22 protein-coding genes, 2 tRNA genes and 1 pseudogene are annotated in these 23,989 nt (G+C 70.6%); 13 read left to right on the top strand and 12 right to left on the bottom strand.

The features are described from left to right. Positions 1–11: 11 nt before the first annotated feature. Positions 12–554 (bottom strand): PPA1309 family protein, encoded by a 543-nt coding sequence (locus tag IEZ19_RS10515; RefSeq protein WP_189310853.1) that lies wholly within the window; start codon positions 552–554, stop codon positions 12–14. A 174-nt stretch (positions 555–728) separates the two neighbouring features. On the opposite strand from IEZ19_RS10515, the gene IEZ19_RS10520 reads away from it, so the two are divergent. The 4 genes from IEZ19_RS10520 to IEZ19_RS10535 all read left to right on the top strand — a co-directional run bounded on the left by IEZ19_RS10520 (position 729) and on the right by IEZ19_RS10535 (position 6,248). Next, a complete protein-coding gene (locus IEZ19_RS10520) occupies positions 729–3,704 on the top strand; it encodes a UPF0182 family membrane protein (protein WP_189310955.1) in 2,976 nt (991 codons plus the stop codon). 55 nt (positions 3,705–3,759) lie between these two features. Further along, positions 3,760–3,833: transfer RNA gene (locus IEZ19_RS10525), tRNA-Met, on the top strand. Between the two features lie 215 nt (positions 3,834–4,048). Next, on the top strand, positions 4,049–5,929 hold the full coding sequence (locus tag IEZ19_RS10530; protein ID WP_189310854.1) for a tetratricopeptide repeat protein: 1,881 nt from the start codon (positions 4,049–4,051) through the stop codon (positions 5,927–5,929). 245 nt (positions 5,930–6,174) lie between these two features. After that, positions 6,175–6,248 (top strand) — tRNA-Met (locus IEZ19_RS10535). 76 nt (positions 6,249–6,324) lie between these two features. Here IEZ19_RS10535 and IEZ19_RS10540 read toward each other — a convergent pair. The 4 genes and pseudogenes from IEZ19_RS10540 to IEZ19_RS10555 all read right to left on the bottom strand — a co-directional run bounded on the left by IEZ19_RS10540 (position 6,325) and on the right by IEZ19_RS10555 (position 9,679). Then, entirely contained in the window at positions 6,325–7,431 is a 1,107-nt protein-coding gene (locus IEZ19_RS10540; protein WP_373296949.1) for an ABC transporter substrate-binding protein, read from the bottom strand. Next, positions 7,428–8,337, bottom strand: a pseudogene (locus tag IEZ19_RS10545) (ABC transporter permease). The gene IEZ19_RS10540 and the pseudogene IEZ19_RS10545 overlap by 4 nt, the downstream one beginning before the upstream one ends. Next, positions 8,334–9,101: an ABC transporter ATP-binding protein gene (locus IEZ19_RS10550; RefSeq protein ID WP_189310856.1), complete on the bottom strand. Its 768-nt coding sequence runs from the start codon at positions 9,099–9,101 to the stop codon at positions 8,334–8,336. Before IEZ19_RS10550 ends, IEZ19_RS10545 begins: the two are co-directional and overlap by 4 nt. Before the next feature lie 161 nt (positions 9,102–9,262). Beyond that, positions 9,263–9,679, bottom strand: a complete 417-nt coding sequence (locus IEZ19_RS10555; RefSeq protein ID WP_189310857.1) for a Fur family transcriptional regulator — start codon at positions 9,677–9,679, stop codon at positions 9,263–9,265. Positions 9,680–9,803: 124 nt separating this feature from the next. On the opposite strand from IEZ19_RS10555, the gene IEZ19_RS10560 reads away from it, so the two are divergent. Continuing rightward, positions 9,804–11,273: a catalase gene (locus IEZ19_RS10560; RefSeq protein WP_189310858.1), complete on the top strand. Its 1,470-nt coding sequence runs from the start codon at positions 9,804–9,806 to the stop codon at positions 11,271–11,273. A gap of 71 nt (positions 11,274–11,344) precedes the next feature. On the opposite strand, the gene IEZ19_RS10565 is transcribed toward IEZ19_RS10560, so the two are convergent. Both IEZ19_RS10565 and IEZ19_RS10570 read right to left on the bottom strand, forming a co-directional pair. Further along, positions 11,345–11,737, bottom strand: a complete 393-nt coding sequence (locus IEZ19_RS10565; protein ID WP_189310859.1) for a CBS domain-containing protein — start codon at positions 11,735–11,737, stop codon at positions 11,345–11,347. 149 nt (positions 11,738–11,886) lie between these two features. Further along, positions 11,887–12,111, bottom strand: a complete 225-nt coding sequence (locus IEZ19_RS10570; protein ID WP_189310860.1) for a hypothetical protein — start codon at positions 12,109–12,111, stop codon at positions 11,887–11,889. Between the two features lie 119 nt (positions 12,112–12,230). Here IEZ19_RS10570 and IEZ19_RS10575 point away from each other — a divergent pair, with 119 nt between their 5' ends. Then, a complete protein-coding gene (locus tag IEZ19_RS10575) occupies positions 12,231–13,025 on the top strand; it encodes an SDR family NAD(P)-dependent oxidoreductase (RefSeq protein ID WP_189310861.1) in 795 nt (264 codons plus the stop codon). A gap of 17 nt (positions 13,026–13,042) precedes the next feature. On the opposite strand, the gene hisN is transcribed toward IEZ19_RS10575, so the two are convergent. Beyond that, positions 13,043–13,843, bottom strand: coding sequence for a histidinol-phosphatase (gene hisN, locus IEZ19_RS10580; RefSeq protein ID WP_189310862.1), 801 nt, complete (start codon positions 13,841–13,843; stop codon positions 13,043–13,045). A 249-nt stretch (positions 13,844–14,092) separates the two neighbouring features. On the opposite strand from hisN, the gene IEZ19_RS10585 reads away from it, so the two are divergent. Further along, complete coding sequence (locus tag IEZ19_RS10585; protein WP_189310863.1) at positions 14,093–14,701, top strand: TetR/AcrR family transcriptional regulator; 609 nt, start codon at positions 14,093–14,095, stop codon at positions 14,699–14,701. 45 nt (positions 14,702–14,746) lie between these two features. Here the strand turns inward: IEZ19_RS10585 and IEZ19_RS10590 are convergent, their stop codons facing one another. The 4 genes from IEZ19_RS10590 to IEZ19_RS10605 form a co-directional block, all read right to left on the bottom strand. Beyond that, positions 14,747–15,070, bottom strand: coding sequence for a DMT family transporter (locus IEZ19_RS10590; RefSeq protein ID WP_189310864.1), 324 nt, complete (start codon positions 15,068–15,070; stop codon positions 14,747–14,749). 91 nt (positions 15,071–15,161) lie between these two features. Next, positions 15,162–16,172 (bottom strand): ribosome small subunit-dependent GTPase A, encoded by a 1,011-nt coding sequence (gene rsgA, locus IEZ19_RS10595; protein ID WP_189310865.1) that lies wholly within the window; start codon positions 16,170–16,172, stop codon positions 15,162–15,164. A gap of 18 nt (positions 16,173–16,190) precedes the next feature. After that, positions 16,191–17,507, bottom strand: a complete 1,317-nt coding sequence (gene aroA, locus IEZ19_RS10600) for a 3-phosphoshikimate 1-carboxyvinyltransferase (protein ID WP_189310866.1) — start codon at positions 17,505–17,507, stop codon at positions 16,191–16,193. 177 nt (positions 17,508–17,684) lie between these two features. Next, positions 17,685–18,404 (bottom strand): M50 family metallopeptidase, encoded by a 720-nt coding sequence (locus tag IEZ19_RS10605; RefSeq protein ID WP_189310867.1) that lies wholly within the window; start codon positions 18,402–18,404, stop codon positions 17,685–17,687. A 103-nt stretch (positions 18,405–18,507) separates the two neighbouring features. On the opposite strand from IEZ19_RS10605, the gene IEZ19_RS10610 reads away from it, so the two are divergent. From IEZ19_RS10610 to IEZ19_RS10635, 6 genes are all read left to right on the top strand, one after another. Further along, positions 18,508–19,323 carry an SOS response-associated peptidase gene (locus IEZ19_RS10610; protein ID WP_189310868.1) on the top strand — a complete coding sequence of 272 codons (816 nt, stop codon included), beginning with the start codon at positions 18,508–18,510 and terminating at the stop codon, positions 19,321–19,323. A 1-nt stretch (position 19,324) separates the two neighbouring features. Further along, entirely contained in the window at positions 19,325–19,954 is a 630-nt protein-coding gene (locus tag IEZ19_RS10615; protein ID WP_189310869.1) for an alpha/beta hydrolase family protein, read from the top strand. 260 nt (positions 19,955–20,214) lie between these two features. After that, positions 20,215–20,898 (top strand): RNA polymerase sigma factor SigR, encoded by a 684-nt coding sequence (sigR, locus tag IEZ19_RS10620; RefSeq protein WP_189310870.1) that lies wholly within the window; start codon positions 20,215–20,217, stop codon positions 20,896–20,898. Continuing rightward, positions 20,895–21,206 carry a mycothiol system anti-sigma-R factor gene (rsrA, locus tag IEZ19_RS10625; protein WP_189310871.1) on the top strand — a complete coding sequence of 104 codons (312 nt, stop codon included), beginning with the start codon at positions 20,895–20,897 and terminating at the stop codon, positions 21,204–21,206. The genes sigR and rsrA overlap by 4 nt, the downstream gene beginning before the upstream one ends. 136 nt (positions 21,207–21,342) lie before the next feature. Beyond that, a complete protein-coding gene (locus tag IEZ19_RS10630; RefSeq protein ID WP_189310872.1) occupies positions 21,343–22,647 on the top strand; it encodes an HD-GYP domain-containing protein in 1,305 nt (434 codons plus the stop codon). Beyond that, positions 22,644–23,933, top strand: coding sequence for an HD-GYP domain-containing protein (locus IEZ19_RS10635; RefSeq protein ID WP_189310873.1), 1,290 nt, complete (start codon positions 22,644–22,646; stop codon positions 23,931–23,933). Before IEZ19_RS10630 ends, IEZ19_RS10635 begins: the two co-directional genes overlap by 4 nt. The last annotated feature ends 56 nt before the right edge of the window (positions 23,934–23,989 follow it).

Here is a 23,989-nt window from a genome sequence, read left to right on the forward strand (position 1 = left end):
ACCGGTGGGCGTCAGTCCTCGAACGTCGCCGTGAGCGCCTCCGCGAGGCCCGGCACCAGGTCGGGGCCCGTGAGGACCTCCGTCGGGGTGTCCTTCTCGCGCAGGCGCAGGGCCGATTCGCGGGTGCCGTCGCGCAGCACCGCCACGGTCATCCGGACTTCCTGACGCTCGGGGTGGCTCGCCACCCACTTCGCCAGGCCGGCCTCGTCCAGCCCGTCCGGGACCTGGGCCTCGGCGGACGGCGGCAGCATCAGGCGCTCCACCGTGAGCGCGCAGCCGGTCACCGCGTCGGGCCAGGCGATGGTGCCCAGGAACTCGTCGAGCGGCTTGTCCGCTGGAATCTCGTCCTGCTCGATCGGGGTGAGGCCGGTGGTCTCCGGCTCGTCCTGCAGGCCGAGCTGGGCCGCGAGCGCGGGTTCCTGGGACCGCAGCCGTGCGGTGTCGACGAGGGCGAAGAGGCGGGCGGGCTGGTCCCAGCCGAGGCCGGAGGCGTACTCGTCGATCTCGAGTACGGCCCGGGTGAGCGGGCTCGCTGCCATGGGAGTGTTGGACATGGTCACAATCCTGCCTCGTTCACAGCCGGAATCGGGAACCGAGTAAACGGTGAGTAAGTTGCATAGGTGTGGGCCCAGGATCACGGGCGCACCGTACGGTCCGCGGACACGGGGGCCTGACGCAACGACAGCGAACCAACAGCGAACTTCGAGGTGCGCACCTTGGCTTTCCAGATGCCGGACCGCGGCGGAGGCCCGACGGGGCCACGGATCAGAGCGGGCCGCCCGTCCCGGCGTGTCCGGACCCTGCTCATGACACTGGGCGTCCTTGCCGTCCTCGGCATGGCGTTCACCATGTTCGCGGGCTTCTGGACGAACTGGCTCTGGTACCGGTCGGTGCACTACTCGTCGGTGTTCACCACCACGCTGTGGACCAAGATCGGACTGTTCTTCGTCTTCGGCCTGCTCATGGCGGCCGCCGTCGGCTTCAACATCTGGATCGCGCACCGGCTGCGGCCGCCGCTGAGCGCCATGTCCATGGAGCAGCAGAGCCTCGACCGTTACCGGATGGGCATCGCGCCGTACAAGAAGTGGCTGCTGTTCGGCATCACCGCCCTGGTCGGTCTGATCGCCGGGGCGTCCGCGTCTAGCCAGTGGCGGACCTGGCTGATGTGGGTCAACGGTGTGCCCTTCCACCAGAAGGACCCCCAGTTCCACCTCGACGTCTCCTTCTACGCCTTCGAGCTGCCCTGGTACCGTTTCCTGCTCGGCTTCGGCTTCGCCGCCGCGATCCTGTCCGTGATCGCCGCCGCGCTCACGCACTACCTGTACGGCGGGCTGCGCGTCACCAGTCCGGGCGCGCGCGCCACGGCCGCCGCCACCGGGCATCTGTCGGTGCTCATCGGCATCTTCGTAGCCCTCAAGGCGGTCGCCTACTGGCTCGACCGGTACGGACTGGCCGTCAAGTCCAGCGACTTCAAGGCGACCGGCAACTGGACGGGCCTGCGCTACGTCGACGCCAACGCCTATCTGCCCGCCAAGACGATCCTGTTCTGCATCGCGGTCATCTGCGCGCTGCTGTTCTTCGCCACCCTGTGGCGACGCACCTGGCAGCTGCCCGTCATCGGCTTCGGCCTGATGGTCCTCTCGGCGATCCTCATCGGCGGCCTGTACCCGGCGATCGTCCAGAAGTTCCAGGTCCAGCCCAACGAGCAGGCCAAGGAAGCGCCGTACGTCGCGAAGAACATCAAGGCCACGCGCGAGGCGTACGGCATCGCCGACGCCAAGGTGTCCGAGTACGACGGCAAGAGCGCCACCGCGGACAAGCCGCAGCTGCGTGACGACGTCGACAAGGCGGCGAGCATCCGCATCCTGGACCCGAACATCCTCTCGCCGACGTTCCAGCAGCTCCAGCAGATGAAGAGCTACTACTCGTTCCCGACCAACCTGGACGTGGACCGGTACACGAAGGACGGCAAGGTCCAGGACACGGTCATCGGTCTGCGCGAGCTGAACCTCGACGGCATCCCGAAGAAGAACTGGATCAACGACCACTTCCGCTACACCCACGGCTACGGTGTGGTCGCGGCCAAGGGCACCGAGGCCGACGCCAAGAACGGCACGCCCGTCTTCACCGAGTCCGACCTGCCGTCCAAGGGCGACCTGGGGACGTACCAGCAGGAGATCTACTACGGCGAGAAGACCACCGCGTACTCGATCGTCGGCGGTCCCCAGAAGGAGATCGACTACTCCGACGACAGCAGTGAGAAGACGACCAGCTACAAGGGCGATAGCGGCGTCAGCCTCGCCAGCCCGATCAACCGGGCGGCGTACGCGGTGGCGTTCAACGAGCCGCAGATCTTCTACTCCGGTGCCATCGGCGAGGGTTCGCGGATCCTGTACAACCGCACGCCGAAGGACCGCGTCGAGGCCGTCGCCCCCTGGCTGACCATTGACGGGGACGCATATCCGGCGGTCGTGGACGGCCGTATACAGTGGATCGTCGACGCCTACACGACGTCGAACGGCTACCCGTACTCCTCGCGTACGACCCTGGGTGACACGACGGCCGACTCGCTGACCGCGGCCAACAACTCCCGTGCGGTCGTGGCCCAGCAGAACCAGGTCAACTACATCCGCAACTCGGTGAAGGCGACCGTCGACGCGTACACCGGCGATGTCAAGCTCTACCAGTGGGACACCGAGGACCCGGTCCTGAAGACCTGGATGAAGGCGTTCCCGGGCACGGTGGAGCCGAAGAGCGACATCTCGGCCGACCTGATGTCCCATCTCCGCTACCCGCAGGACCTGTACAAGGTCCAGCGCGAGCTGCTCACCCGCTACCACGTCACGGACGCGCAGACCTTCCTGACCGGCAGCGAGGTGTGGCAGGTGCCCGATGACCCGACCAACAAGTCGGGCAACGCGGTGCCGCCTTACTACCTGAGCATGAAGATGCCCGGGCAGCAGGGGCAGGCGTTCTCTTTGACGACGACCTTCACGCCCAACGGGCGCGACAACCTGAGTGCGTTCATGGCCGTCGACTCCGAGGCGGGGACGAGTGACTACGGTCAGATCAGAATCCTGAAACTGCCGACGAGCAGAACCGTCGACGGTCCGAAACAGGTGCAGAGCCAGTTCAACTCCAACTCGCAGCAGAACATCGCCGAGTTCGTCCGGCTCATCAGAGGCGGTGACTCGGAGATCGAGTACGGCAACCTGCTGACCGTCCCGCTCGACGGGGGACTGCTCTACGCGGAGCCCGTCTACGTCCGCGGTGGTGGGCTCAAGTACCCCTTGCTGCGCAAGGTGTTGGTGACCTACGGCGGCACCACCGCGTTCGAGAACACCCTCGGCGAGGCGCTCGACAAGGTCTTCGGCACGGCGGGCGAGACCAGCACGCCACCGGACACCGGGAGCACCAACCCGCCGACGTCCAGTAATCCCACGGTCCAACAGGCGCTGGAGGACGCCCAGAAGGCCTTCGACGACGGCCAGGCGGCCCTGAAGAAGCCCGACTGGGTGGCGTACGACAAGGCGCAGAAGGCCCTCGAGTCGGCGCTGAAGCGGGCCGAGGAGGCGCAGACCGAGGCGGACAAGGCGGCCGGCGGCAAGAACGGCGGCGCCAAGCCTGGCAGCAGTCCGAGTCCCACCAGCAGTCCTGGTCCGAGCGGCAGTCCGAGCGGCAGTCCGAGCGGTGGGAGCGGTTGATCCACTGCCGTTGATCAAGACCACTCCGTGCCGTGGTACGGTTGCCGGACAACGGCGCGGGGTGGAGCAGCTCGGTAGCTCGCTGGGCTCATAACCCAGAGGTCGCAGGTTCAAATCCTGTCCCCGCTACTGAAGTCGAAGGCCCGGATCCTCCAAGGATCCGGGCCTTCGTGGTGTGCGGACGGGCGACGAACGGATGTACCGGTGTGCGGGCCGCCGTGCCGCCGTGGGGAGTTGGGAGATGTGTGTTTGACTTGTCGTTCTGTGGGCATGTCGACAAAACGCTGAAGTGACCTCCCGGGCTGCGGTATACCGGGTGTACCGAGGTTGCAGGTGGTGCGACGATGGACGTTATGGGGGACAAGGCAACTCTGTTGGAGACAGGGCGTTTTGCGCAGCCTTCCGGCTTTGCGCCGTCTTCCGGTTCTGTGCAGGCTGCTGCCGTTGTGCAGGCGGCTGCCGCTTTGGCGCAGTCGTCCGACCGCGACGAGACCGGGGAGGCCGCCGAGGAGGCGCGCCGACGGCTCGCCGCCGAGGCCGGTGACGTCGAGGCGATGAGCGTCCTCGGGGCCATGCTGCTGCGCCGCGGTGATCTCGACGGAGCCGAGCCCCAGTTGCGCGCCGCCACCGTCGCCGGTGACCGTGCCGCCGCCAACAACCTCGGGGTCCTTCTGCATCAGCGCGGCTACCCCGACGAGGCCGCCGGCTGGTGGCGCATCGCCGCCGTCGCCGGGTCCGCGGCCGCCGCGCACGCGCTGGGCCGGCACCACCGGGAGCGCGGGGACGAACCCGCGGCCGAGTACTGGCTGCGCCAGTCCGCCGAGCAGGGTCATGTGCTGGGCGCGTACGCGCTCGCCGACCTGCTCGAACACCGCGGGGACGGCGGCGCCGAGCAGTGGATGCGGGCCGCCGCCGAGCGCGGGCACCGGGAGGCGGCGTACCGGCTGGCGCGCGCTCTTGATCGCGCGGCGGGGTCCGAGGGGGACGCCGGGTCCGACAACGGTGTCGGGGCGGGCGCTGCCGCGGACGCCGAGCAGTGGTACCGGCAGGCCGCCGCGCGCGGGCACCGGCGGGCCGCGCTGCAGCTCGGGGCGATCCTGGAGAAGCGCGGGGACCTCAAGGAGGCCGGGCGCTGGTATCTGACCTCCGCCAAGGACGGTGAGGCGCGGGCCGCCTGCGCGCTGGGGTTTCTGCTGCGGGACGCCGGGGACACCGAGAGCGCGGCCGTGTGGTGGCTGCGGGCCGCGCAGGAGGGCGACGGCAACGCGGCGAACGCACTGGGTGCGCTGCACGCCGAGCGCGGTGAGACGCAGACCGCCGAGCGGTGGTACCGGGCGGCGATGGACGCCGGGGACGACAACGGGGCGTACAACCTCGGGCTGCTCTGTGCCGAGCAGGGGCGGACCGGGCAGGCCGAGCAGTGGTACCGGCGGGCGGCGTACGCCGGGCACCGGGAGGCCGCGAATGCGCTGGCGGTGCTGCTGCTGCAGGGCGGAGACGCGGCCGGGGCGGAGCCGTGGTTCTCCAAGGCGGCGGAGGCGGGGAGCGTGGACGCCGCGTTCAACCTGGGGATCCTGTACTCCGGGCGGGGCGAGGACGGCGTCGCGCTGCGGTGCTACGAGCGGGCCGCTGCCGCCGGGCACACCGAGGCTGCGCTGCAGGTCGGCATGGCGCGGCTGCGGGAGGGGGACGAGCGGGACGCGGAGCGGCATCTGCGGTGCGCGGCGGGGGCGGGGAGCGCGGAGGCGGCCTTCCGGCTGGCCGCGCTGCTCGACGCGCGGCGGCCCGCGGTGTCCGAGCACGGGCTGGGGGAGTCCGTGCACGAGAAGACCGAGTGCGAGGAGTGGTACGAGCGGGCGGCCTCGCAGGGGCATCGGCGGGCGCAGGTGCGGGTCGGGATGCTTGCGGCGGCGCGCGGCGACGTCGTGGAAGCGGCGCGGTGGTACCGGGAGGCGGCGGAGGCCGGGTCGCGGAACGGGGCGTTCAATCTGGGGTTGCTGCTGGCCCGGGAGGGGAGCGAGCCGGAGGCGGCGGTGTGGTGGACGCGGGCCGCTGACGCGGGGCACGGTCGGGCGGCGCTTCGGCTGGCCCTCGTCTACGCGCGTCGTGGGGAGCTTGCGGAGGGGCAGCGGTGGGCGGAGAGGGCGGTGAACCTGGGGCCGGCGGAGGTTTCCGAGCGGGCGGAGCGGTTGCGGGATGCGTTGCGGTCGGAGTTGTCGGCGTGAGGTATTCGGCGGGTCCTTGCCCGCCCGCCCGGCTCGGGGGGTGAAAAGGTCCCCTCGCCCTGGAGCTTCGCCCCGGACCCCGGCGGGGACTCCGTCCCCTGTGCCCCCGGCGGGGCTTCGCCCAGGCTCCGTTCGTCCACCCGCCGCCCGAGTCCGTGGGCTGGAAGGTTGCCCTGTCCCCGGCAGAGCCTCCCGATATCGATTTGCTTCGGTCCGCGTCCTTCACGTAATGTTCAGTTCACCGACGCGGGGTGGAGCAGCTCGGTAGCTCGCTGGGCTCATAACCCAGAGGTCGCAGGTTCAAATCCTGTCCCCGCTACTGATGGCCAGGGGCCGGAATCCAGGAATGGATTCCGGCCCCTGGCGTTTCGCGTTCGTGCAGGTCGCTTACGGCGCTACGGGGCGTGGCCCACCGCCTCCTCGTACAGGGCCCGGTTCACCGTTCTTGATTCGGGGAGCGGTGTGCCCTTTGTCACGCCCTGTGCCTCGTACGCCGACTGCAGGCGCATCGTCGTACCCGCTCTGATCTCCCAGTCCATGCGGAGCGACGGTGTCGACTCGAGAACCCTTTTGTCCGTCTTCAGCAGTTTTGCCAGGTACGTGGTGAAACCCTCGTTCCTCTTGTAGTCCCCGGAGAAGTACGTGTTCACGGTGCGGATGTACGCCCGCAGCAGCGCCACCCCCGCGTCCACGTCGTCCTGGAGCAGCGTGCGGCCGTACAGCATGCCGCCCAGGGGTTCGCCCAGGGGCTGGCCGCCCAGGAAGGCATAGCCTGGCGTGCCGGCCACCTTGCGCCACACCGGGTCGAGCAGCCACGCCGAGTCCACGCCGCCGTTCTGCAGCGCCGTGAGGACGTCGGCCGAGCCCAGTTGCTGGTAGCGGATCTTGTCCAGGCCGCCGCCGTGCCGGGCCAGCGTCCGTTGCACGGGGTACGCGATCACCGAGCCCTTGCCGATCATCGTGCCCAGCGTGCGGTTCGCCAGCCGTGCCTGTGACGCCGTTTCTCCGTCCTTCAGCTTCACCCAAAGGCCGCTCTTCGACTTCGGGTCGGGGGAGAAGTTGCCCGCCACCCACTTGATGTCGAAGCCGCCCCGGATGCCGTTCATCACCGCCGCTTCGGGTGCTGCCCAGAGCGCGTCCATGTCGCCCTTCGCCAGCAGCGGGAGTGCGTCGGGGGTGGGCAGGACGCGGAGCGTGACGTCCAGGCCCTCCGCCTTGAACTCGCCTTTGTCGAGGGCCACTTCGAGCGGTGCCACGTACTCCGCGCTCAGGGTTCCCGTGGCGATCGTGATCTTCCGCCGTTGGCTCAGCGGTTGTGCCACGGGTGCCCGTGGCTCGCAGCGGGCCGGCGTGCGCGTGGGGGAGAGGTCGGCGGGGTCCGTCCAGGACGACGTGCTGCAGCCCTCCATCGGCCGGATCGTGCGGTTGCCCGGGCCCGTCTTCGGGGCCGTGTTCCCGGCGTACGGGGAGGAGCAGCCCGCCGTCACCAGCAGCGCGGTCAGTGCGAGAAGTGCTCCGAGCCCGTAGGCGTGTCTTCTGCGGCGCGTCGTGACTGGCCTCGTCCCCTGTCCCTCGGTGCCCACGGAGTGAGCAGGCGTCCCGCTGTCCGTACGAGTTCGGAGAAAACCACGCCCAGGACCGCCACGCAGACGATTCCCACGAACATCACGTCGTTCTCGAACAGCGCGCGTGAGTCGAAGATGAGATGGCCGAGGCCGTTCGACGCCGCTATCTGTTCCGACGCGACGATGACCAGGACCGCCACCCCTGCCGCGATCCGAGCGCCCACCAGCACGGAGGGAAGGGACGCAGGCAGCAGGACGTGGCGGAACATCTGCCAGGGCGAAGCCGAAGACCCGGCCCGCGTCGCGGTGCCCGGAGGGGACTGCGATCACCGGCGCCATCGTGGAGATCCACACGAAGAAGAAGACGGTGGCCGCGACCAGGGCCACCTGCGGACCCTCGCCGAGGCCGAACATGTTCAGGAACACCGGCAGCAGCGCCAGCTTGGGGACGACGTACGGGGCGTCGAGGAGGGGTTCGAGGGCCGCGCGTACCAGGGGCGGTGAGCCCATGAGGAGGCCGAGGACGTAGCCCGCCGCCGTGCCGATCGCGTAACCCGCGAGCACACGGCGCAGTGTTGCCCACACGTCCGGCCACAGGTCGCCCGCGGCCGCCCGGTCCCAGCCGTCGGCGAGGATCGTGGACGGTGCCGGGTAGACGCGGTCGTCGATCCAGGCCCGGCTCGCGGCCAGTTGCCACAGGAGGAGCAGGGCGAACGGGACGGCCGCCGCCAGGGTCAGTTCCAGGGCACGGCGCCGGCGGTGGGTGCGGGCCGGGTGCAGTTCGTCCGGGCCCGGGGCGCGGACCAGGACCGACTCCCGTTCGGGGTGTGTGGTCGTCGTCATGCCGGTGTCGCCTCCTCCCGCAGCAGGTCCCAGAGTTCGCTCCTGAGTGCGGTGAATTCCGGGGTGGAGCGGATGTCGCCGGTGCGTGGGCGCGGGAACGGCGGGCGGTGCTCGGCGATGATCCGGCCGGGGCGGGCCGACATCACCAGGACACGATCGCCCAGGACCAACGCCTCTTCCAGGCTGTGCGTGATGAAGAGGGTTGTCGTGCTGGTGGTCTGGGCCAGTTCGAGCAGCTCGTCCTGGAGGATCGTGCGGAGTTGGGCGTCGAGAGCGGCGAAGAGTTCGTCCATGAGGAGGAGTTCGGGTTCCACGGTCAGCGCGCGAGCGATCGCCACCCGCTGGCGCATACCTCCCGAGAGCGTCGCCGGGTACGCGTGCGCGAAGTCGGCGAGGCCCGTGCGGGCCAGCCAGGCGTCGGCGCGGGCGTTCGCCTCGCGGCGCGGGACGCGCAGGATGTCGAGGCCGAAGCGGACGTTCGCGCGAACCGTCTTCCAGTCGTAGATGCCGTAGTCCTGGAAGATCATCGCGGCCGGTCGCGGGCTCGACGTACGGATCTCCAGCGTGCCCGTGCTCGGGCGCAGCAGGCCCGCCGCGATGCGCAGCAGTGTGGACTTGCCGCAGCCCGAGGGGCCGACGAGACAGACGGACTCGCCGGTGGCGACGGTGAGATCGAGCGGACCGAGGGCCTCGACCGGGTGGGGCGCGCGGCCGAAGGTGCGGGTCAGGTTCTGGGCGTGGAGTTTTGGATACGGCTCTCCCACGGGGGCTCCTCGCGCGGTGCGGTACGGGCTGGTGGGTGCCGTTGACCATATGATGGCCCGTCAGAAACGGGAACCCCGTGTGCGTGAAGCGCCGGCCCGCCGTTTCGGGCAGCGCGAAGCCCCGGTGCCGTTCCGGCGCCGGGGCTTCGGGGCGTGGTGGGTTACGCGCTCGCGCAGTTCGGGCACAGGCCGCGGTACGTCACCTCGACGTCCGAGACCGTGAAGCCGAAGCGCTCCGAGTCGGGGAGGTCGGCGAGCGGGTTGCCCGTCGGGTGGACGTCGCGGATCGAGCCGCAGCGGGCGCAGACCAGGTGGTGGTGCGGCCGGTGCGCGTTCGGGTCGTACCGCTTGGCGCGCTTGTCGGTGGCGACCTCGAGGACCTCGCCGAGGGACACCAGCTCGCCCAGGGTGTTGTAGACCGTCGCCCGGGAGATCTCGGGCAGCTTGGCGACGGCCCGCGCATGGACCTCGTCGGCCGTCAGGTGGACGTGTTCGCCGTCGAGGACCTCGGCCACTACGCGCCGCTGCGCGGTCATCCGCCATCCGCGTCCGCGCAGCCGTTCCAGAAGGTCACTCATAGTCCAGATGCTAACAGCAGAGGGACCATTTTCCGAACAGGTGTGACTTTGGAGCCAAGATTGACTTGTACTGTGTCTAATGTAGGATCGAGTTTCGCTTAGCCGAGCGACAGGATTGACAGAAGTGACGCAGGAGGCGCACGTGACGCAGGGACCGCTCACCACAGAGGCCGGTGCTCCGGTCGCGGACAACCAGAACAGCGAGACCGCGGGCGTCGGCGGGCCTGTTCTCGTACAGGACCAGCTGCTGCTCGAGAAGCTGGCCCACTTCAACCGCGAACGCATCCCGGAGCGCGTCGTACACGCCCGCGGCGCAGGCGCCTACGGAACCTTCACGGTCACCGCGGACGTCACGCCGTACACGCGCGCCGCGTTCCTCTCCGAGGTCGGCAAGCAGACGGAGACGTTCCTGCGCTTCTCGACCGTGGCCGGGAACCTGGGTGCCGCGGACGCCGTCCGGGACCCGCGCGGCTTCGCGCTGAAGTTCTACACCGAGGAGGGCAACTACGACCTCGTCGGCAACAACACCCCGGTGTTCTTCATCAAGGACGCCATCAAGTTCCCCGACTTCATCCACACGCAGAAGCGCGACCCGTACACGGGCAGCCAGGAAGCCGACAACGTGTGGGACTTCTGGGGGCTCTCGCCCGAGTCCACGCACCAGGTGACGTGGCTGTTCGGCGACCGCGGCATCCCGGCGTCGTACCGCCACATGAACGGCTACGGCTCCCACACCTACCAGTGGAACAACGAGGCCGGCGAGGTCTTCTGGGTCAAGTACCACTTCAAGACCGACCAGGGCATCAAGAACCTCACTGCGGACGAGGCCGGCCGGCTCGCCGGTGAGGACCCGGACAGCCACCAGCGCGATCTGCGCGAGGCCATCGAGCGCGGCGAGTTCCCGACCTGGACCGTGCAGGTGCAGATCATGCCGGCGGCGGACGCTGCGGCGTACCGCTTCAACCCGTTCGACCTCACCAAGGTGTGGCCGCACGCGGACTACCCGCCGATCGAGATCGGCAAGCTCGAGCTCAACCGCAACCCGGAGAACATCTTCGCTGAGGTCGAGCAGAGCATCTTCAGCCCCGCGCACTTCGTGCCGGGCATCGGGCCCTCGCCCGACAAGATGCTCCAGGGCCGCCTCTTCGCGTACGGCGACGCGCACCGCTACCGCGTCGGCATCAACGCCGACCACCTGCCGGTGAACCGTCCGCACGCCACCGAGGCGCGCACCCACTCCCGTGACGGCTACCTGTACGACGGCCGCCACAAGGGTGCGAAGAACTACGAGCCCAACAGCTTCGGCGGGCCCGCGCAGACGGACCGGCCGCTGTGGCAGCCCGCCGCGGTGACCGGCGCGACCGGCGAGCACGCCGCCGTCGCGCACGCCGAGGACGACGACTTCGTGCAGGCCGGCAACCTCTACCGGCTGATGTCCGAGGACGAGCAGGCGCGCCTCGTCGAGAACCTGGCAGGTTTCATCGCCAAGGTCTCGCGCGACGAGATCGCCGAGCGCGCGATCGCCAACTTCCGTGCGGCGGACGCTGACTTCGGCAAGCGGCTGGAGGCCGCGGTCCAGGCCCTGCGCGGCTGACACTTCAGCACTGGACCGCTTGTCGTGGCGGATGGGCCGGGTTCCTCACGGGGCCCGGCCCATCGGCGTCCTCAGGCCGGCACCTGCTGACGTGCCGGGGCCCAGCAGCGGATGATGTCGCGGACCGAGACGATGCCGACGGGCTCGCCGCGGTCCAGCACGATCAGGTGCCGGAAGCCGCCGTGCGCCATCGCGCGGGCCGCCTCCTCCAGGGTCCAGGTCGGGGCGGCGAACACCACGTCGTTGGTGGTGTGGGCCTGCGCGCGCTCCGTGTCGGGATCCTGGCCGAGGCCAACGGAGTTGAGGATGTCGCGCTCGGTCAGAATGCCGATGCCGCCGGCGTCGGGGTCGAGGACGACGGCGGCGCCCACGTGGCGGGCGGACATCAGGGCGGCAGCTTGGCGGAGGGTGTGTGCGGGGCCGATGGTGAGGACCACCGTGCTCATGGCGTCACGGACGAGCATGGTCGGGAGCCACCTCCTACGGGATTCCCGAACTAGTTCAGGAATTCACAAGTTCACAAGTGAGGGTCCTCTCAGGGTTGCAGGTAAAGCAGGGGTCAACAAGGGGGCGCGTGACGCCGGCTGAGGGCGTGTGCGAGGGCCGGTTCCGGTCAGGGGTGCGACTCGTACGTCCATCGGCCCGGGCCCGCGCCGCGCCAGTCGATGAGCGGCGAGTCCGCCACGTCCTCCGGCTCGACCTCCAACCCGGCCCGGCGCAGGAACTCCACCAGGTCACCGACGTTGTGTGCCAGGCCCAGGACTTCGCCGTTCACCCGGATCCGCCGGCCGCCCGTCGGGGACGGCGGCTGGACGATGATGGGACGACTATCGCTCACACGTTCGATAATACTCGGGTGCGGGTAGCCGCGGGTGCTTGAGCCGGTGGCTGTCGTTCCGTCTACGCTGGGCAGTCCATACCGGATAAAAAGGGCGAAACCCCCGGAAAAGGACTGGCATGGATCTCCAGCTCAAGGACAGCGTCACCCTCGTCACCGGAGCGAGCAAGGGCATCGGCCTCGCCCTCGCCGAAGCGTTCGCCCGAGAGGGCGCCCACGTCGTCGCCGGCAGCCGGAGCAGCACGCCCGAACTCGAAGAGCTCCAGGAGAGCTACGGCGTCACCGCGGTCCCGGTCGATCTGTCCACCGACGACGGACCGGACACCCTGGTCCGGCGCGCGGTGGACCAGTACGGCAGGCTCGACATCCTGATCAACACGCTGGGGGCCGCGAAACCCCGTTCGGGCTTCCTGGACATCGACGACGCCGAGTGGCAGCGGATCTTCAACATGACCCTGTTCAGCGCGGTCCGGGCCAGCCGCGCGGCGCTTCCGCACCTGGTGGACTCGGAGGGCAGCTCGATCATCAACATCAGCTCCATCAACGCGCGTCTGCCCTTCCCCATGGTCGTGGACTACTCCGCGGCCAAGGCCGGGCTGAGCAGCCTGACCAAGTCGCTGTCCGAGGAGTTCGCACCGCGAGGTGTCCGGGTCAACGCGATCGCCCCGGGGCCGGTGCGTACGCCCTTCTGGACCGCGCCGGGTGGCTTCGCCGAGATGACGGCGGCTCAGGCGGGTACCACCGTGCAGGAGGCCATCGACGTCGTGGTGCCGCAGCACATGGGTATCTCCACGGGACGCGTCACCGAACCGCATGAGGTCGCCGACCTGGCTCTTTTCCTCGCCTCCCCGCTCGCCGCGAACATCACGGGAGCGGAGTTCACGATCGACGGCGGCCAGGTCAAGACGTTGTGATCAGCAGCGCCGCCTGATCAGCAGCGCTGGTTGAGGTAGCCCAGCAGCTCGTCGTGGAGCGGCCCGTTGGAGGCCGCCGCGTTGCCGCTGTGCGGGCCCGGGCGGCCGTCGAGGCCCGTGAAGGTGCCGCCGGCCTCTGTGACGATGATCGCGTTGGCGGCCATGTCCCACAGGGACAGCTCGGGCTCAGCGCACAGGTCCACCGAGCCTTCGGCGACCATCATGTACGGCCAGAAGTCGCCGTACGCGCGCGTGCGCCAGACCTCGCGGGTCAGGTCGAGGAAGCCGTTCAGCCGGCCCTGCTCCTCCCAGCCGGACAGCGAGGAGTAGGCGAACGACGCGTCCGCCAGCCGGGAGACGCTGGAGACGTGGAGACGGCTCGCGGAGGACAGGCTGCGGCCGGTGAACGCGCCGTGGCCCTTCGCGGCCCACCAGCGGCGGCCGAGGGCGGGCGCGGAGACGAGGCCGACGACGGGCTGGTAGCCGCCCTCCGCCGCCTCCATCAGGGAGATCAAGGTGGCCCATACTGGCACCCCGCGTACGTAGTTCTTCGTGCCGTCGATCGGGTCGATCACCCAGCGGCGCGGGCCGGTGCCCTCGATGCCGTACTCCTCGCCGAGTATCGCGTCCCGGGGCCGGGCCCGCTGGAGCTGGCCCCGGATCAGCTCCTCGGCGGCCTTGTCCGCCTCACTCACGGGCGTCATGTCCGGCTTGGTCTCGACCTTGAGGTCGAGAGCCTTGAAGCGGGCCATGGTGGCGGCGTCGGCCGCGTCCGCGAGGACGTGCGCGAGGCGGAGGTCGTCCAGGTAGTCGGGCATATGGTGAACGGTATCCGGCGGGAGCCATGTGGGGCTACACGGGGCCGGGGCGGGGTCCGTCGGGCGGTCATGGGCGGTGCCGCGGGATGCCGGCGCGGCGTCCTTGCCGGCTCTTGACGACCGGGACGTCGTCGGCGTCGGAAACTCCGGGTGGCCGGAACGGGTCGCTTCAGTGGTTCCCGGACCCTTGACAGTGGTCACGGGCGCGTCAAATCTGGGCGCAGAGCCGCTCGCCCCAGGGAGGCGATGATGCCTGCTGCCCGGGAATCCCTTCTGGACGCCGCTTATACGGCACTCGCGCGCCGGCCCTGGTCCGCCGTGCGGATGGTGGACGTGGCCGCGGCGGCCGGGGTGTCCCGGCAGACCCTCTACAACGAGTTCGGCAGCAAGGAGGGGCTCGCGCGGGCGCTCGTCAGACGGGAGGCCGACGCGTATCTCGCCGGCGTCGAGCGCGCCCTGACCGGGTTCAGTGACCCCCGTGACCGGCTGACCGCCGCCGCCGAGTGGACCGCCTCGGCCGCCCGGGAGAACGTGCTGGTCCGGGCCATGCTCACCGGATTCTGGAGCGAACGGCTGCCCTCGCCGACGCTCTCGGCCGTCCCGTCCTCCTCCGCTGTTCCGGCGCAGCGCCGGGCCGACGGACCACTGCCGTCGCCCGGCGACTTCGTGCAGATGGTGCGGGACCGGGCCGTCGCCGTCCTCGCCGGTCCCGGTGCCCCGAAGGCCGACAGCGCCGAGCTGGCCCGCTCCTGCGAACTCGTCGTACGGCTCGCCCTGTCCTGTCTGGCCGCGCCGCCCGTGGAGGGCGGGGTCGCCGAACTGGTGCGCGGCGCGCTCCACCGGCAGCAGTCGGTGTGAGCGGCGGCCTGACCGCGCGAAGTGGCCGGTCCCGACGCCCGCTTGCTAGTGCGCAGAGCCCGACAGCTGGAGGCCGATCACGCCGATGATGACCAGGCTGATCGAGACGATCTTCAGGGTCGACACCAGGTCGCCGAGGAAGATCATGCCGTAGATCGCGGTGCCCGCCGCGCCGATGCCGGTCCACACCGCGTACGCGGGGCCGACGTCCAGCTTGCGCAGGGACAGGGTGAGAAGGCCGAAGCTGCCGAGGGCGAACGAGGCGAACGCGATGGTCGGCCAGAGCCGGGTGAAGCCGTGGGAGAGCTTCAGGCACACCGCGAAACCGGTCTCGAGCATCCCGGCCACGATGACCAGCAGCCACGCCATGTGCTGTCCTCCCGTAGGTCCGGCACGGTGCAGTCCGGCACGGTGCGATTATGCACTTGCCATGCGGCCGACCATGCAAACACCCCTGAGGTCAGTCACCTTCCTTGCGTTCGCGGGTGCCCAGCAGTCGGCGCAGGGAGTACAGCCGGGCCGGGTCGGCGTGGCCCTCGGCGACCCACTCGTCCAGCGCGCAGTCCGGCTCGTCGTGACTGCAGCCGCGCGGGCAGTCCACCGTGCCGGGCTCCAGGTCGGGGAAGGCGTGGATGACACGCGACGGGTCGATGTGCGCGAGGCCGAAGGACCGTACGCCCGGGGTGTCGATCACCCAGCCCTCGTCGTCGCTCAGCGGCAGCGCCAGCGCGGACGTGGTCGTGTGCCGGCCGCGTCCCGTCACCGCGTTCACATGGCCCGTCGTACGGCGCCTGTCCTCCGGTACCAGCGCGTTGACCAGTGTCGTCTTGCCGACGCCGGAGTGGCCGACGAAGGCGGTGATCTTGCCGTCCAGCTGCTCGCGCACCAGCTCGGCCGCGTCGCCGTTCTCCAGCTCCGCACGGCTGGTGACGACGTACGGGATGTCCAGGTCGCCGTACAGCTCCAGGAGCTTGTCCGGCGGTGCGAGGTCCGACTTGGTCATGATCAGCAGTGGTTCGAGGCCGCCGTCGTAGGCCGCGACCAGACAGCGGTCGATCAGCCGGGGCCGGGGCTCCGGGTCGGCGAGGGCGGTGACGATGGCGAGCTGGTCGGCGTTGGCGACGACCACCCGCTCGTACGGGTCGTCGTCGTCCGCGGTACGGCGCAGGACCGAGACCCGCTCCTCGATGCGGACGATGCGGGCCAGGGTGTCCTTCTTGCCGGACAGATCGCCGACCAGGGCGACCCGGTCGCCCACCACCGCGGCCTTGCGGCCCAGTTCGCGGGCCTTCATCGCCACGACCGGACGGCCGTCGACGAGGCAGGTCAGGCGGCCCCGGTCGACGGTGAGGACCATGCCCTCGGCAGCGTCCTCGTGCTTGGGGCGGATGTGCGTACGCGGACGGTTGCCCTTGCGGTTCGGGCGGCTGCGGATGTCGTCCTCGTCGGTGTGCTTGCCGTAGCGGCGCATGGCGTGTTCCCCGGGTCCCTACGCCCCGAGCATCCCGGTCCACAGGTCGGGGAAGTCCGGCAGGGTCTTCGCCGTCGTCGCCACGTTCTCGATCTGCACGCCTTCCACCGCGAGGCCGATGATCGCGCCGGCCGTCGCCATGCGGTGGTCCTCGTACGTGTGGAAGATCCCGTCGTGCAGCCGGCGCGGCCGGATGTGCAGGCCGTCGGCCGTCTCCGTCACGTCGCCGCCCAGCTCGTTGATCTCCTTGGTGAGCGCGGCCAGCCGGTCCGTCTCGTGCAGCCGCAGATGGGACACCCCGCGCAGGGTCGAGGGGGAGTCCGCGAGGGCGGCGACCGCCGCGATGCCCGGAGTCAGCTCGCCGACGTCGCCCAGGTCGACGTCGATGCCGTGGACGGAACCGGACCCGGTGAACTCCAGGCCGTACTCGGTGAGCGTGCAGGAACCGCCCATTTCGGTGAAGACCTCCCGCAGCCGGTCGCCCGGCTGGGTCGTCCGCGCCGGCCAGTCAGGAACGATCACCTTGCCGCCGGTCACCAGGGCCGCCGCCAGGAACGGCTGCGCGTTCGACAGGTCCGGCTCGATGGTCAGGTCCCGGCCGAGCAGGGCGCCCGGCGTCACCCGCCAGACGTTCGGCTCGCCGCCCGACTCCGGGGTGTCCACCTGTGCGCCGACCGCGCGCAGCATGTCGACGGTCATCCGGATGTGCGGCATGGACGGCAGCGTGGCCCCGGTGTGACGGACCTCGACGCCCTGGTTGAAGCGCGGGCCGGACAGCAGCAGGGCGCTCACGAACTGAGACGACGAGGACGCGTCGATCGACACTGGGCCGCCGTCCAGCGCGCCCACGCCGTGCACGGTCAGCGGCAGCGCGCCCCGGCCGTCGTCGTCGATCCGGGCGCCGAGCGTGCGCAGGGCGTCGATCACGCCGTTCAGGGGGCGTTCGTACGAACGAGGGTCGCCGTCGAAGCGGACGGGACCGTCGGCCAGCGCGGCGACCGGGGGCAGGAAGCGCATCACGGTGCCGGCGTTGCCGACGTCGACGGTGGCCGGGCCGTGCAGTCCCGTGGGCAGGACGCGCCAGGCTTCACCGGAGCCGTCGGGGCCCACCCCTTCCTCGATGCCGACGCCCATGGCACGCAGGGCCCCGGCCATCAGCAGGGTGTCGCGGGAGCGCAGGGGGCGGCGCAGCCAGCCGGGTTCGGAGGCGAGGGCGGCGAGCACGAGGGCGCGGTTGGTGACGGACTTGGACCCGGGCACGTGGACCGTCGCGTCGACGGCTCCGCTCGCGTGCGGGGCGGGCCAGAGGGCGGTGTGTGCGTTGTTCGGGGCCATGGCCCCACTTTAGTGGGCAGGGGTTGTCGGGTGCGGGTGCGTGTTCTTCGGGCTACGAGGTGCAGTGCGTGGCCGGGTGCGGCGTCGTGGGGGCCGGTCGCGCCCACGCGGCGGAGCCGTATGTCGACACCGCCCCGCGCCCCCGTGACTCGCCCTCCGGCGGGCATCACCTCGGGGTCACACTCCCAGCAGCCACCTGCCTCCGCCTATCAGTGCGCACAGCGACACCGCGTGGAACAGGAACAGCCACAGGCCCGCCGGGGCATGGGTGAGGCGGGAGAGCTGGTCCGCGTCCGAGTCGCCCGCGCCGCCCCTCGCGCGCTTGGCCTGGAGCTCGAAGGCCGGGCGGACTCCGCCGAGGAGGAGGAACCAGACCACCGCGTACGCGAACGCCGCCTGGACCTGGGGCCCGGTCAGCCAGGAGATCAGGAGGAACGTGCCGCCGGTGACGACGACGGTCAGGGCTCCGTACGCGTTGCGGATCATCACCAGCAGGGCGACCAGGAGAGCGGTGGCCAGCCACAGCAGGAGCGTGATGCGTCCCGTGGCCAGGAGCGCCGCGCCGCCGAGGCCGAGCAGCGGGGGAGCGGTGTAGCCCGCCGCGGCCGTCAGGATCATGCCGAGGCCGTACGGCTTGCCGCGGCTGACCGTGAGGCCGCTGGTGTCGGAGTGCAGGCGGATGCCGGTCAGCTGCCGCCCGGTGACCAGGGCCACCAGACCGTGGCCGCCCTCGTGCGCGATCGTGACGGCGTTGCGCGAGACGCGCCAGAAGCCGTGCGGGACGACCACGGCGAGCGCCGCGACCAGGGTGGCGAGCACCACCCACAGATCGGGGTCGGGCTGGGTGCCCCACAACCGGTCCCAGAGGTCGGGCAGCGCGGTGACGGCGGTGTCCATGTTCGGTGGTCGCTCCCTGTCCTGAGTGCAATGGGGTCGGCGCGCAGCGCCGTCGTCGGTGGGTGGTGGCCGGGCGACGGGTCGGCCTGGCAGTCTGGCACGTATGTGCGGACGGTATGCGGCGAGTCGTGGGCCCGAGGATCTCGCAGGAATCTTCGAGATCGAGAAATGGGAGCCCGAGGAGACCCTGGAGCCCGACTACAACGTGGCTCCGACCAAGGAGGTCTACGCCGTTTTGGACCGTCCGGTGAAAGACACCGGAGACCCGCGGCCGGTTCGGCAGCTGCGCAAGCTCAAGTGGGGGCTCGTGCCCTCGTGGGCCAAGTCGCCCGAGGGCGGCGCCCGGATGATCAACGCACGCGCCGAGACCGTGCACGAGAAGCCGTCGTACCGCCGTGCCTTCGCCGCCCGCCGCTGCATCGTGCCCGCCGACGGCTACTACGAGTGGGTCACCGGCAAGCAGGAGCGGGACCTGGAGGAGGAGGGCAAGAAGAAGCGGCCGCGCAAGCAGCCGTACTTCGTGCTGCCCGCCGACGGGTCGGTGTTCGCGATGGCCGGGCTGTACGAGTTCTGGCGGGACAGGACTCTGCCGGACGAACACCCGCAGGCCTGGTGGGTCACCTGCTCGGTGATCACGACCGAGGCGGAGACCACTCCGCTGGCCGTCTCTCCTGCCGAGGGACCGCACACGCTCGCCGAGATCCACCCCCGGATGCCGCTGATGCTCACCCCGGACCGCTGGGACGCATGGCTGGACCCGGCCAGGACCGACCCCGAGGACCTGCGCTCGCTGCTGGCACCGCCGCCGCCCGGCCTGATGCGCGCGTACCCCGTCGCCACGGCCGTCAGCAACGTCCGCAACAACAGCCCGGAGCTGCTGAAGGAGCTGGACGGGCCCGAAGAGGGCACACTCTTCTGACGTGACGACGGAGATCATCGCCACGGACGCGGGGGACGCCCGCGTCACCTGGCACAAGGCGAAGAAGCCGAAGTTCCTGCTGGCCGTGAGCCATGGCGCCGGCGGCGGCATCGAGGCGCGGGACCTGCGGGCGCTCGCGGAGGTGCTGCCCGGGCGCGGGGTGAGCGTCGCGCTCGTGGAGCAGCCGTGGCGGGTGGCCGGGAAGAAGGTCGCACCCGCCCCGAAGACCCTCGACGTGGGATGGCGGGGCGTCTGGCCCGTGCTGGCCAAGAGCGGTCTGCCGGTGATCTCCGGCGGGCGGAGCGCGGGCGCCCGGGTGGCCTGTCGTACGGCGACCGAGCTGGGCGCGCACGCCGTCCTCGCCCTGGGTTTCCCGCTCCATCCGCCGGGCAGGCCCGAGAAGTCCCGTGCCGACGAGCTGCTCGGCGCCGGGGTGCCCACGCTCGTGGTGCAGGGCGGCAACGATCCGTTCGGGAAGCCGGAGGAGTTTCCCGAGGGGCCCTACGAACTGGTCGAGGTGCCGTACGGCGATCACGGGTTCGCCGTGCCCAAACGGGCGGAGATCGGACAGGAACGGGCACTCGAGATCGTCACCGAGGGTGTCGCGCGGTGGGTCACGTCACTCGGGTAAAGGGACGGGAATGTGGCGGCCGGGCCCACTGTTGAGGCGGACAGAAGTGCTTGAGGCATGGCACCGCCGTCGTAGGAGAGGAAGTCCGCCGCATGGGTTCGACCATCTGCCCGAGCCGCAGCAGCAGCAAGCCTGACCTGGACTGGTCGGTGCTGCGCGCGGCCAAGACCGTTCCGATTCGAGCGGCGGCAGGCACGGGTCGTGTTCTATCCTCCAAAACGAGTGGGACCGGTCTCGGTCCTGCCCAGGATCTTGAGGAGGTGGGTCCGGTCACTGGGACCGACGCAGGGACCGACAACGGCCAGGCGGAGCTGCCCGAGGGCCAGGGCGCCGGCGCTGAGTCCAGCACGGAGCGCAGCGCGCGCTTCGAGCGGGATGCGCTCGAATTCCTCGACCAGATGTATTCGGCCGCACTGCGCATGACGCGCAATCCGGCCGACGCCGAGGACCTGGTGCAGGAGACGTACGCGAAGGCGTACGCGTCCTTCCACCAGTTCCGTGAGGGCACGAACCTCAAGGCGTGGCTGTACCGGATCCTCACGAACACCTTCATCAACTCGTACCGCAAGAAGCAGCGCGAGCCGCAGCGCAGCGCGGCCGAGGAGATCGAGGACTGGCAGCTGGCGCGCGCCGAGTCGCACATGTCGACCGGACTGCGCTCCGCCGAGTCGCAGGCGCTGGACCACCTGCCCGACTCGGACGTGAAGGAAGCGCTGCAGGCGATCCCCGAGGAATTCCGCATCGCCGTCTACCTCGCGGACGTAGAGGGCTTTGCGTACAAGGAGATCGCGGACATCATGGGGACACCCATCGGTACGGTGATGTCCCGGCTCCACCGGGGCCGCCGTCAACTGCGCGGCATGCTCGAGGACTACGCCCGCGAGCGCGGGCTCGTCCCGGCCGGCGCCGGAGAGTCGGACGAAGCGAAAGGCTCGGGCTCATGAGCTGCGGAGAGCCGCACGAGACGGACTGCAGTGAGGTACTCGATCATCTGTACGAGTTCCTTGACAGTGAGATGCCGGAAGTCGATCGCGACAAGATCCAGCACCACTTCGAGGAATGCTCGCCGTGCCTGGAGAAGTACGGCCTCGAGCAGGCGGTGAAGAAGCTGGTCAAGCGGTGCTGCGGCCACGACGACGTACCGACGGACCTGCGCGCCAAGGTCATGGGGCGGATCGACCTGATCCGCTCCGGGCAGACGGTCCCCGAACACGACGTGACGGCCACGCCCGCCACACCGCAGGAGTCCTGACTCCTCGGGGTCCCCGCGCTCCCCGGTGACCGCAGGTTTCACCCGAACGTGCTAATTCTGCGGACATAGTCCCGCGTCCCCCGCGACCGCCGTCCTAGGCTCCGGAGCCTGGAAAGGCATGGTCGGGGGAGGTGCCATGGACGCGGTGCCGGCGCGGGCACGTGTGTACGTCGCCCTGGTCGCCGTCCTCGCCGTGCTCTGTCTGCTGCCGCTGCCCGACACCCCCGTGCCCTGGGGCGCGGTCGCGCCGCTCGCCGCGCTGTACGCGGTCTGCGAGCACGTCGTGCTGCGCCGGTTCGGCGGAACGTTCTACCCCGTGCTGCTCGCCGGGGCCTTTCTGCTGCCGCCGCCCGTCGCCGCGCTCGTACCGCTGCCGGGGATCCTGCTCGCCGGTGCCGCGCAGCCGCGGCCGCTGCGGCGGATCTGGCGCGCCGCGCAGTCGTCGCTGGCCGTGTGGGCCGCGGCGCAGGTGCACGAGGGGCTGGGCGGCCGGGACGCGGTCGTCGGCTCCGACTTCCCTTACGCGCTCGTGCCCGCCGGGGCCGCGGTGCTGGCGTTCTGCCTGGTACTGGCCGTGCTCGACGGCGGCGTCCTCGCCCTTGCCGAGACGGTGCCGGTGCGGCGGGCGTGGCGCGGGCTGCTGCCGCGGTCGCTGGCGCCGATCGGGGCGCACGGTCTCGCCGGACTGATGATGGCCGTGCTGTGGCGCAGTCCGTACGGTCCCGTCGCCGCGCTGCTCGTGCTGCTGCCGATGGGCGTGTCCTGGTGGGTGTTCGCGCAGTACCACCGGGAGCGGGCGGCCCACCAGGCGACGATCCGCGCGCTGGTGCAGGCCGTCGACATCAAGGACCGCTACACGCGTGGGCACAGCGAACGCGTCGGACAGGCCTCCGTGATGATCGCCCGCGAGCTGGGCATGGACGACGAGCGCGTCGAGGTGCTGCGGTTCGCCGGGATCCTGCACGACGTCGGCAAGCTCGGCGTGCCGACGCGGCTGCTGCGCAAGGACGGACCGCTCACGCCCGAGGAGCGGCGCGTGATCGAACTGCATCCCGAGTACGGGCACGAGATGGTTCGCGGCATCTCCTTCCTGGGCGAGGCCCGGGCGGCGATCCTGCACCACCACGAGCGGCTGGACGGGAGCGGATATCCGTACGGCCTGGTGGGGACTCAGATCCCCGAGTGCGCACGAGTGGTGGCGGTCGCCGACGCCTTCGACGCGATGACCTCCACGCGCTCCTACCGCAGGGCCCGGCCCGTCCCGACGGCGCTGGCGGAGCTGGAGCGGTGCGCCGGGGCACAGTTCGACCCCCGCATGGTCGGCGCGCTGACCCGGGCCCTGCGCCGCCACGACTGGCGCCCCACGGTGACCGCGGACGAGACATCGAGTGCGAACCCCAGGGCCACCCCCGTGTCCACCGGCCCACGAGCACCTCGATGACCGCGTTGGGCGGCAGACCCGAGTGGTGCGGAGCCGTGAGCGGGCTCCGGGTTGTCCACGGGTGTGCCGGAGTGCTTGTTCTCGGGGCCCTCGGGATGACCTTCTGGGGCGGGCTCGACGATCGTGGTGTCGCCCTTGCCTTCGGTGCGCTCATCGTCGTCGGGGAACTGAGCCTGCCGCGGGATTCCGGGGCCGTCCGTGCCGGGGCCACCCCCGCCACCGGCGCCCATGACCGGGAGGCAGCGCCGCTCGGGACCGCGGCAGCCCTGTCGTACGCCCTGCTCGCCGACGCCGGCGGGGCCGCGCAGGTCGTCAGCGTCGTGTTCGCCGCCTCCCTGCTCGGCAACGTCCCGCACATCTGGCGCGGCCGTACCGACGTGCCCGATCGCCTCGCCCGCCGCGTCCTCACCGTCGGCTTCGCCGCCATATGCTTCCAACCCCTCTACGCCAGGGGTCTGTTCGGCGCCTGGGGCGGCACCGCCCACGCCCTGCTGCTCCTCGCGCTCCTCGTCCTCACCGCCCTGTGCGACGCCGTGCTCGCCGCCGCGCTGGCCCACTGCCGCACCGGCTGGCCGTTCGGCCCCCTGCTGCGGGACGAACTGCGCGGACTGCCCGGCATCGGGTCCGCGGTGTGCGCGACCGGCGCGGTGATGGCGCTGGCGGTCGCCGTCGTCGGCCTGTGGGCGCTGCCCGTGTTCTGTCTCCCGCTGCTGCTCACCCAGCTCTCGGTGCGCCGGTACGCCGCCGTGCGCGCCACCTACCGGCAGACGATCGCCTCCCTCGCCCGGGCCACCGAGGTGGCCGGCTGCACCCCGGCCGGGCACGCCCGCCGCGTCGCCGCCCTCAGCCAGGCCGTCGGCCGTGACCTCGGGCTGTCAGGACCCGACCTGACCGTGCTGGAGTACGCCGCCCTGATGCACGACATCGGCCAGCTGAGCCTCGTCGACCCGGTGCCCGCCGGGGCCACCGCCGGACTTCCTCCGGCCGAACAGCGCCGTATCGCTCTGCTCGGCGGCGCCGTCGTACGGCAGACCGGAGTGGACGCCGCGGTCGCCGTGGTCGTGGAGCGCCAGGCCGACCCCTACCCGGAACAGCCCATGGCCGCGCGGATCGTACGGACCGTGAACGCCTACGAGGAGAAGGCCCGGGACGCCGGACCCGGAGGCCCGCTCAAGGCGCTCGAGGAACTGCGGCTGGGAACGGCCGGGGACTATGCGCCCGAGGTCGTGGAATCGCTGGCCCGGGTGCTCTCACGGGGCGGCCTTAGGTTGCCCCTGGCTGGGTAACCCATGGGTAATGAGCGGCTCTCCCGCCGTACGTGGTTGGATGCGAGGGAGAGGGT

Origin of the sequence: Streptomyces brasiliensis (assembly GCF_014647875.1) — a bacterium.
GTDB lineage: Bacteria > Actinomycetota > Actinomycetes > Streptomycetales > Streptomycetaceae > Streptomyces > Streptomyces brasiliensis.

Coding starts and splice junctions, on each gene's coding strand:
- IEZ19_RS10515 (WP_189310853.1), bottom strand. CDS start 554: ATGTCCAACACTCCCATGGCAGCGAGCCCGCTCACCCGGGCCGTACTC.
- IEZ19_RS10520 (WP_189310955.1), top strand. CDS start 729: ATGCCGGACCGCGGCGGAGGCCCGACGGGGCCACGGATCAGAGCGGGC.
- IEZ19_RS10530 (WP_189310854.1), top strand. CDS start 4,049: ATGGACGTTATGGGGGACAAGGCAACTCTGTTGGAGACAGGGCGTTTT.
- IEZ19_RS10555 (WP_189310857.1), bottom strand. CDS start 9,679: ATGAGTGACCTTCTGGAACGGCTGCGCGGACGCGGATGGCGGATGACC.
- IEZ19_RS10565 (WP_189310859.1), bottom strand. CDS start 11,737: ATGCTCGTCCGTGACGCCATGAGCACGGTGGTCCTCACCATCGGCCCC.
- IEZ19_RS10575 (WP_189310861.1), top strand. CDS start 12,231: ATGGATCTCCAGCTCAAGGACAGCGTCACCCTCGTCACCGGAGCGAGC.
- hisN (WP_189310862.1), bottom strand. CDS start 13,843: ATGCCCGACTACCTGGACGACCTCCGCCTCGCGCACGTCCTCGCGGAC.
- IEZ19_RS10585 (WP_189310863.1), top strand. CDS start 14,093: ATGCCTGCTGCCCGGGAATCCCTTCTGGACGCCGCTTATACGGCACTC.
- IEZ19_RS10590 (WP_189310864.1), bottom strand. CDS start 15,070: ATGGCGTGGCTGCTGGTCATCGTGGCCGGGATGCTCGAGACCGGTTTC.
- rsgA (WP_189310865.1), bottom strand. CDS start 16,172: ATGCGCCGCTACGGCAAGCACACCGACGAGGACGACATCCGCAGCCGC.
- aroA (WP_189310866.1), bottom strand. CDS start 17,507: ATGGCCCCGAACAACGCACACACCGCCCTCTGGCCCGCCCCGCACGCG.
- IEZ19_RS10605 (WP_189310867.1), bottom strand. CDS start 18,404: ATGGACACCGCCGTCACCGCGCTGCCCGACCTCTGGGACCGGTTGTGG.
- IEZ19_RS10610 (WP_189310868.1), top strand. CDS start 18,508: ATGTGCGGACGGTATGCGGCGAGTCGTGGGCCCGAGGATCTCGCAGGA.
- rsrA (WP_189310871.1), top strand. CDS start 20,895: ATGAGCTGCGGAGAGCCGCACGAGACGGACTGCAGTGAGGTACTCGAT.
- IEZ19_RS10630 (WP_189310872.1), top strand. CDS start 21,343: ATGGACGCGGTGCCGGCGCGGGCACGTGTGTACGTCGCCCTGGTCGCC.
- IEZ19_RS10635 (WP_189310873.1), top strand. CDS start 22,644: ATGACCGCGTTGGGCGGCAGACCCGAGTGGTGCGGAGCCGTGAGCGGG.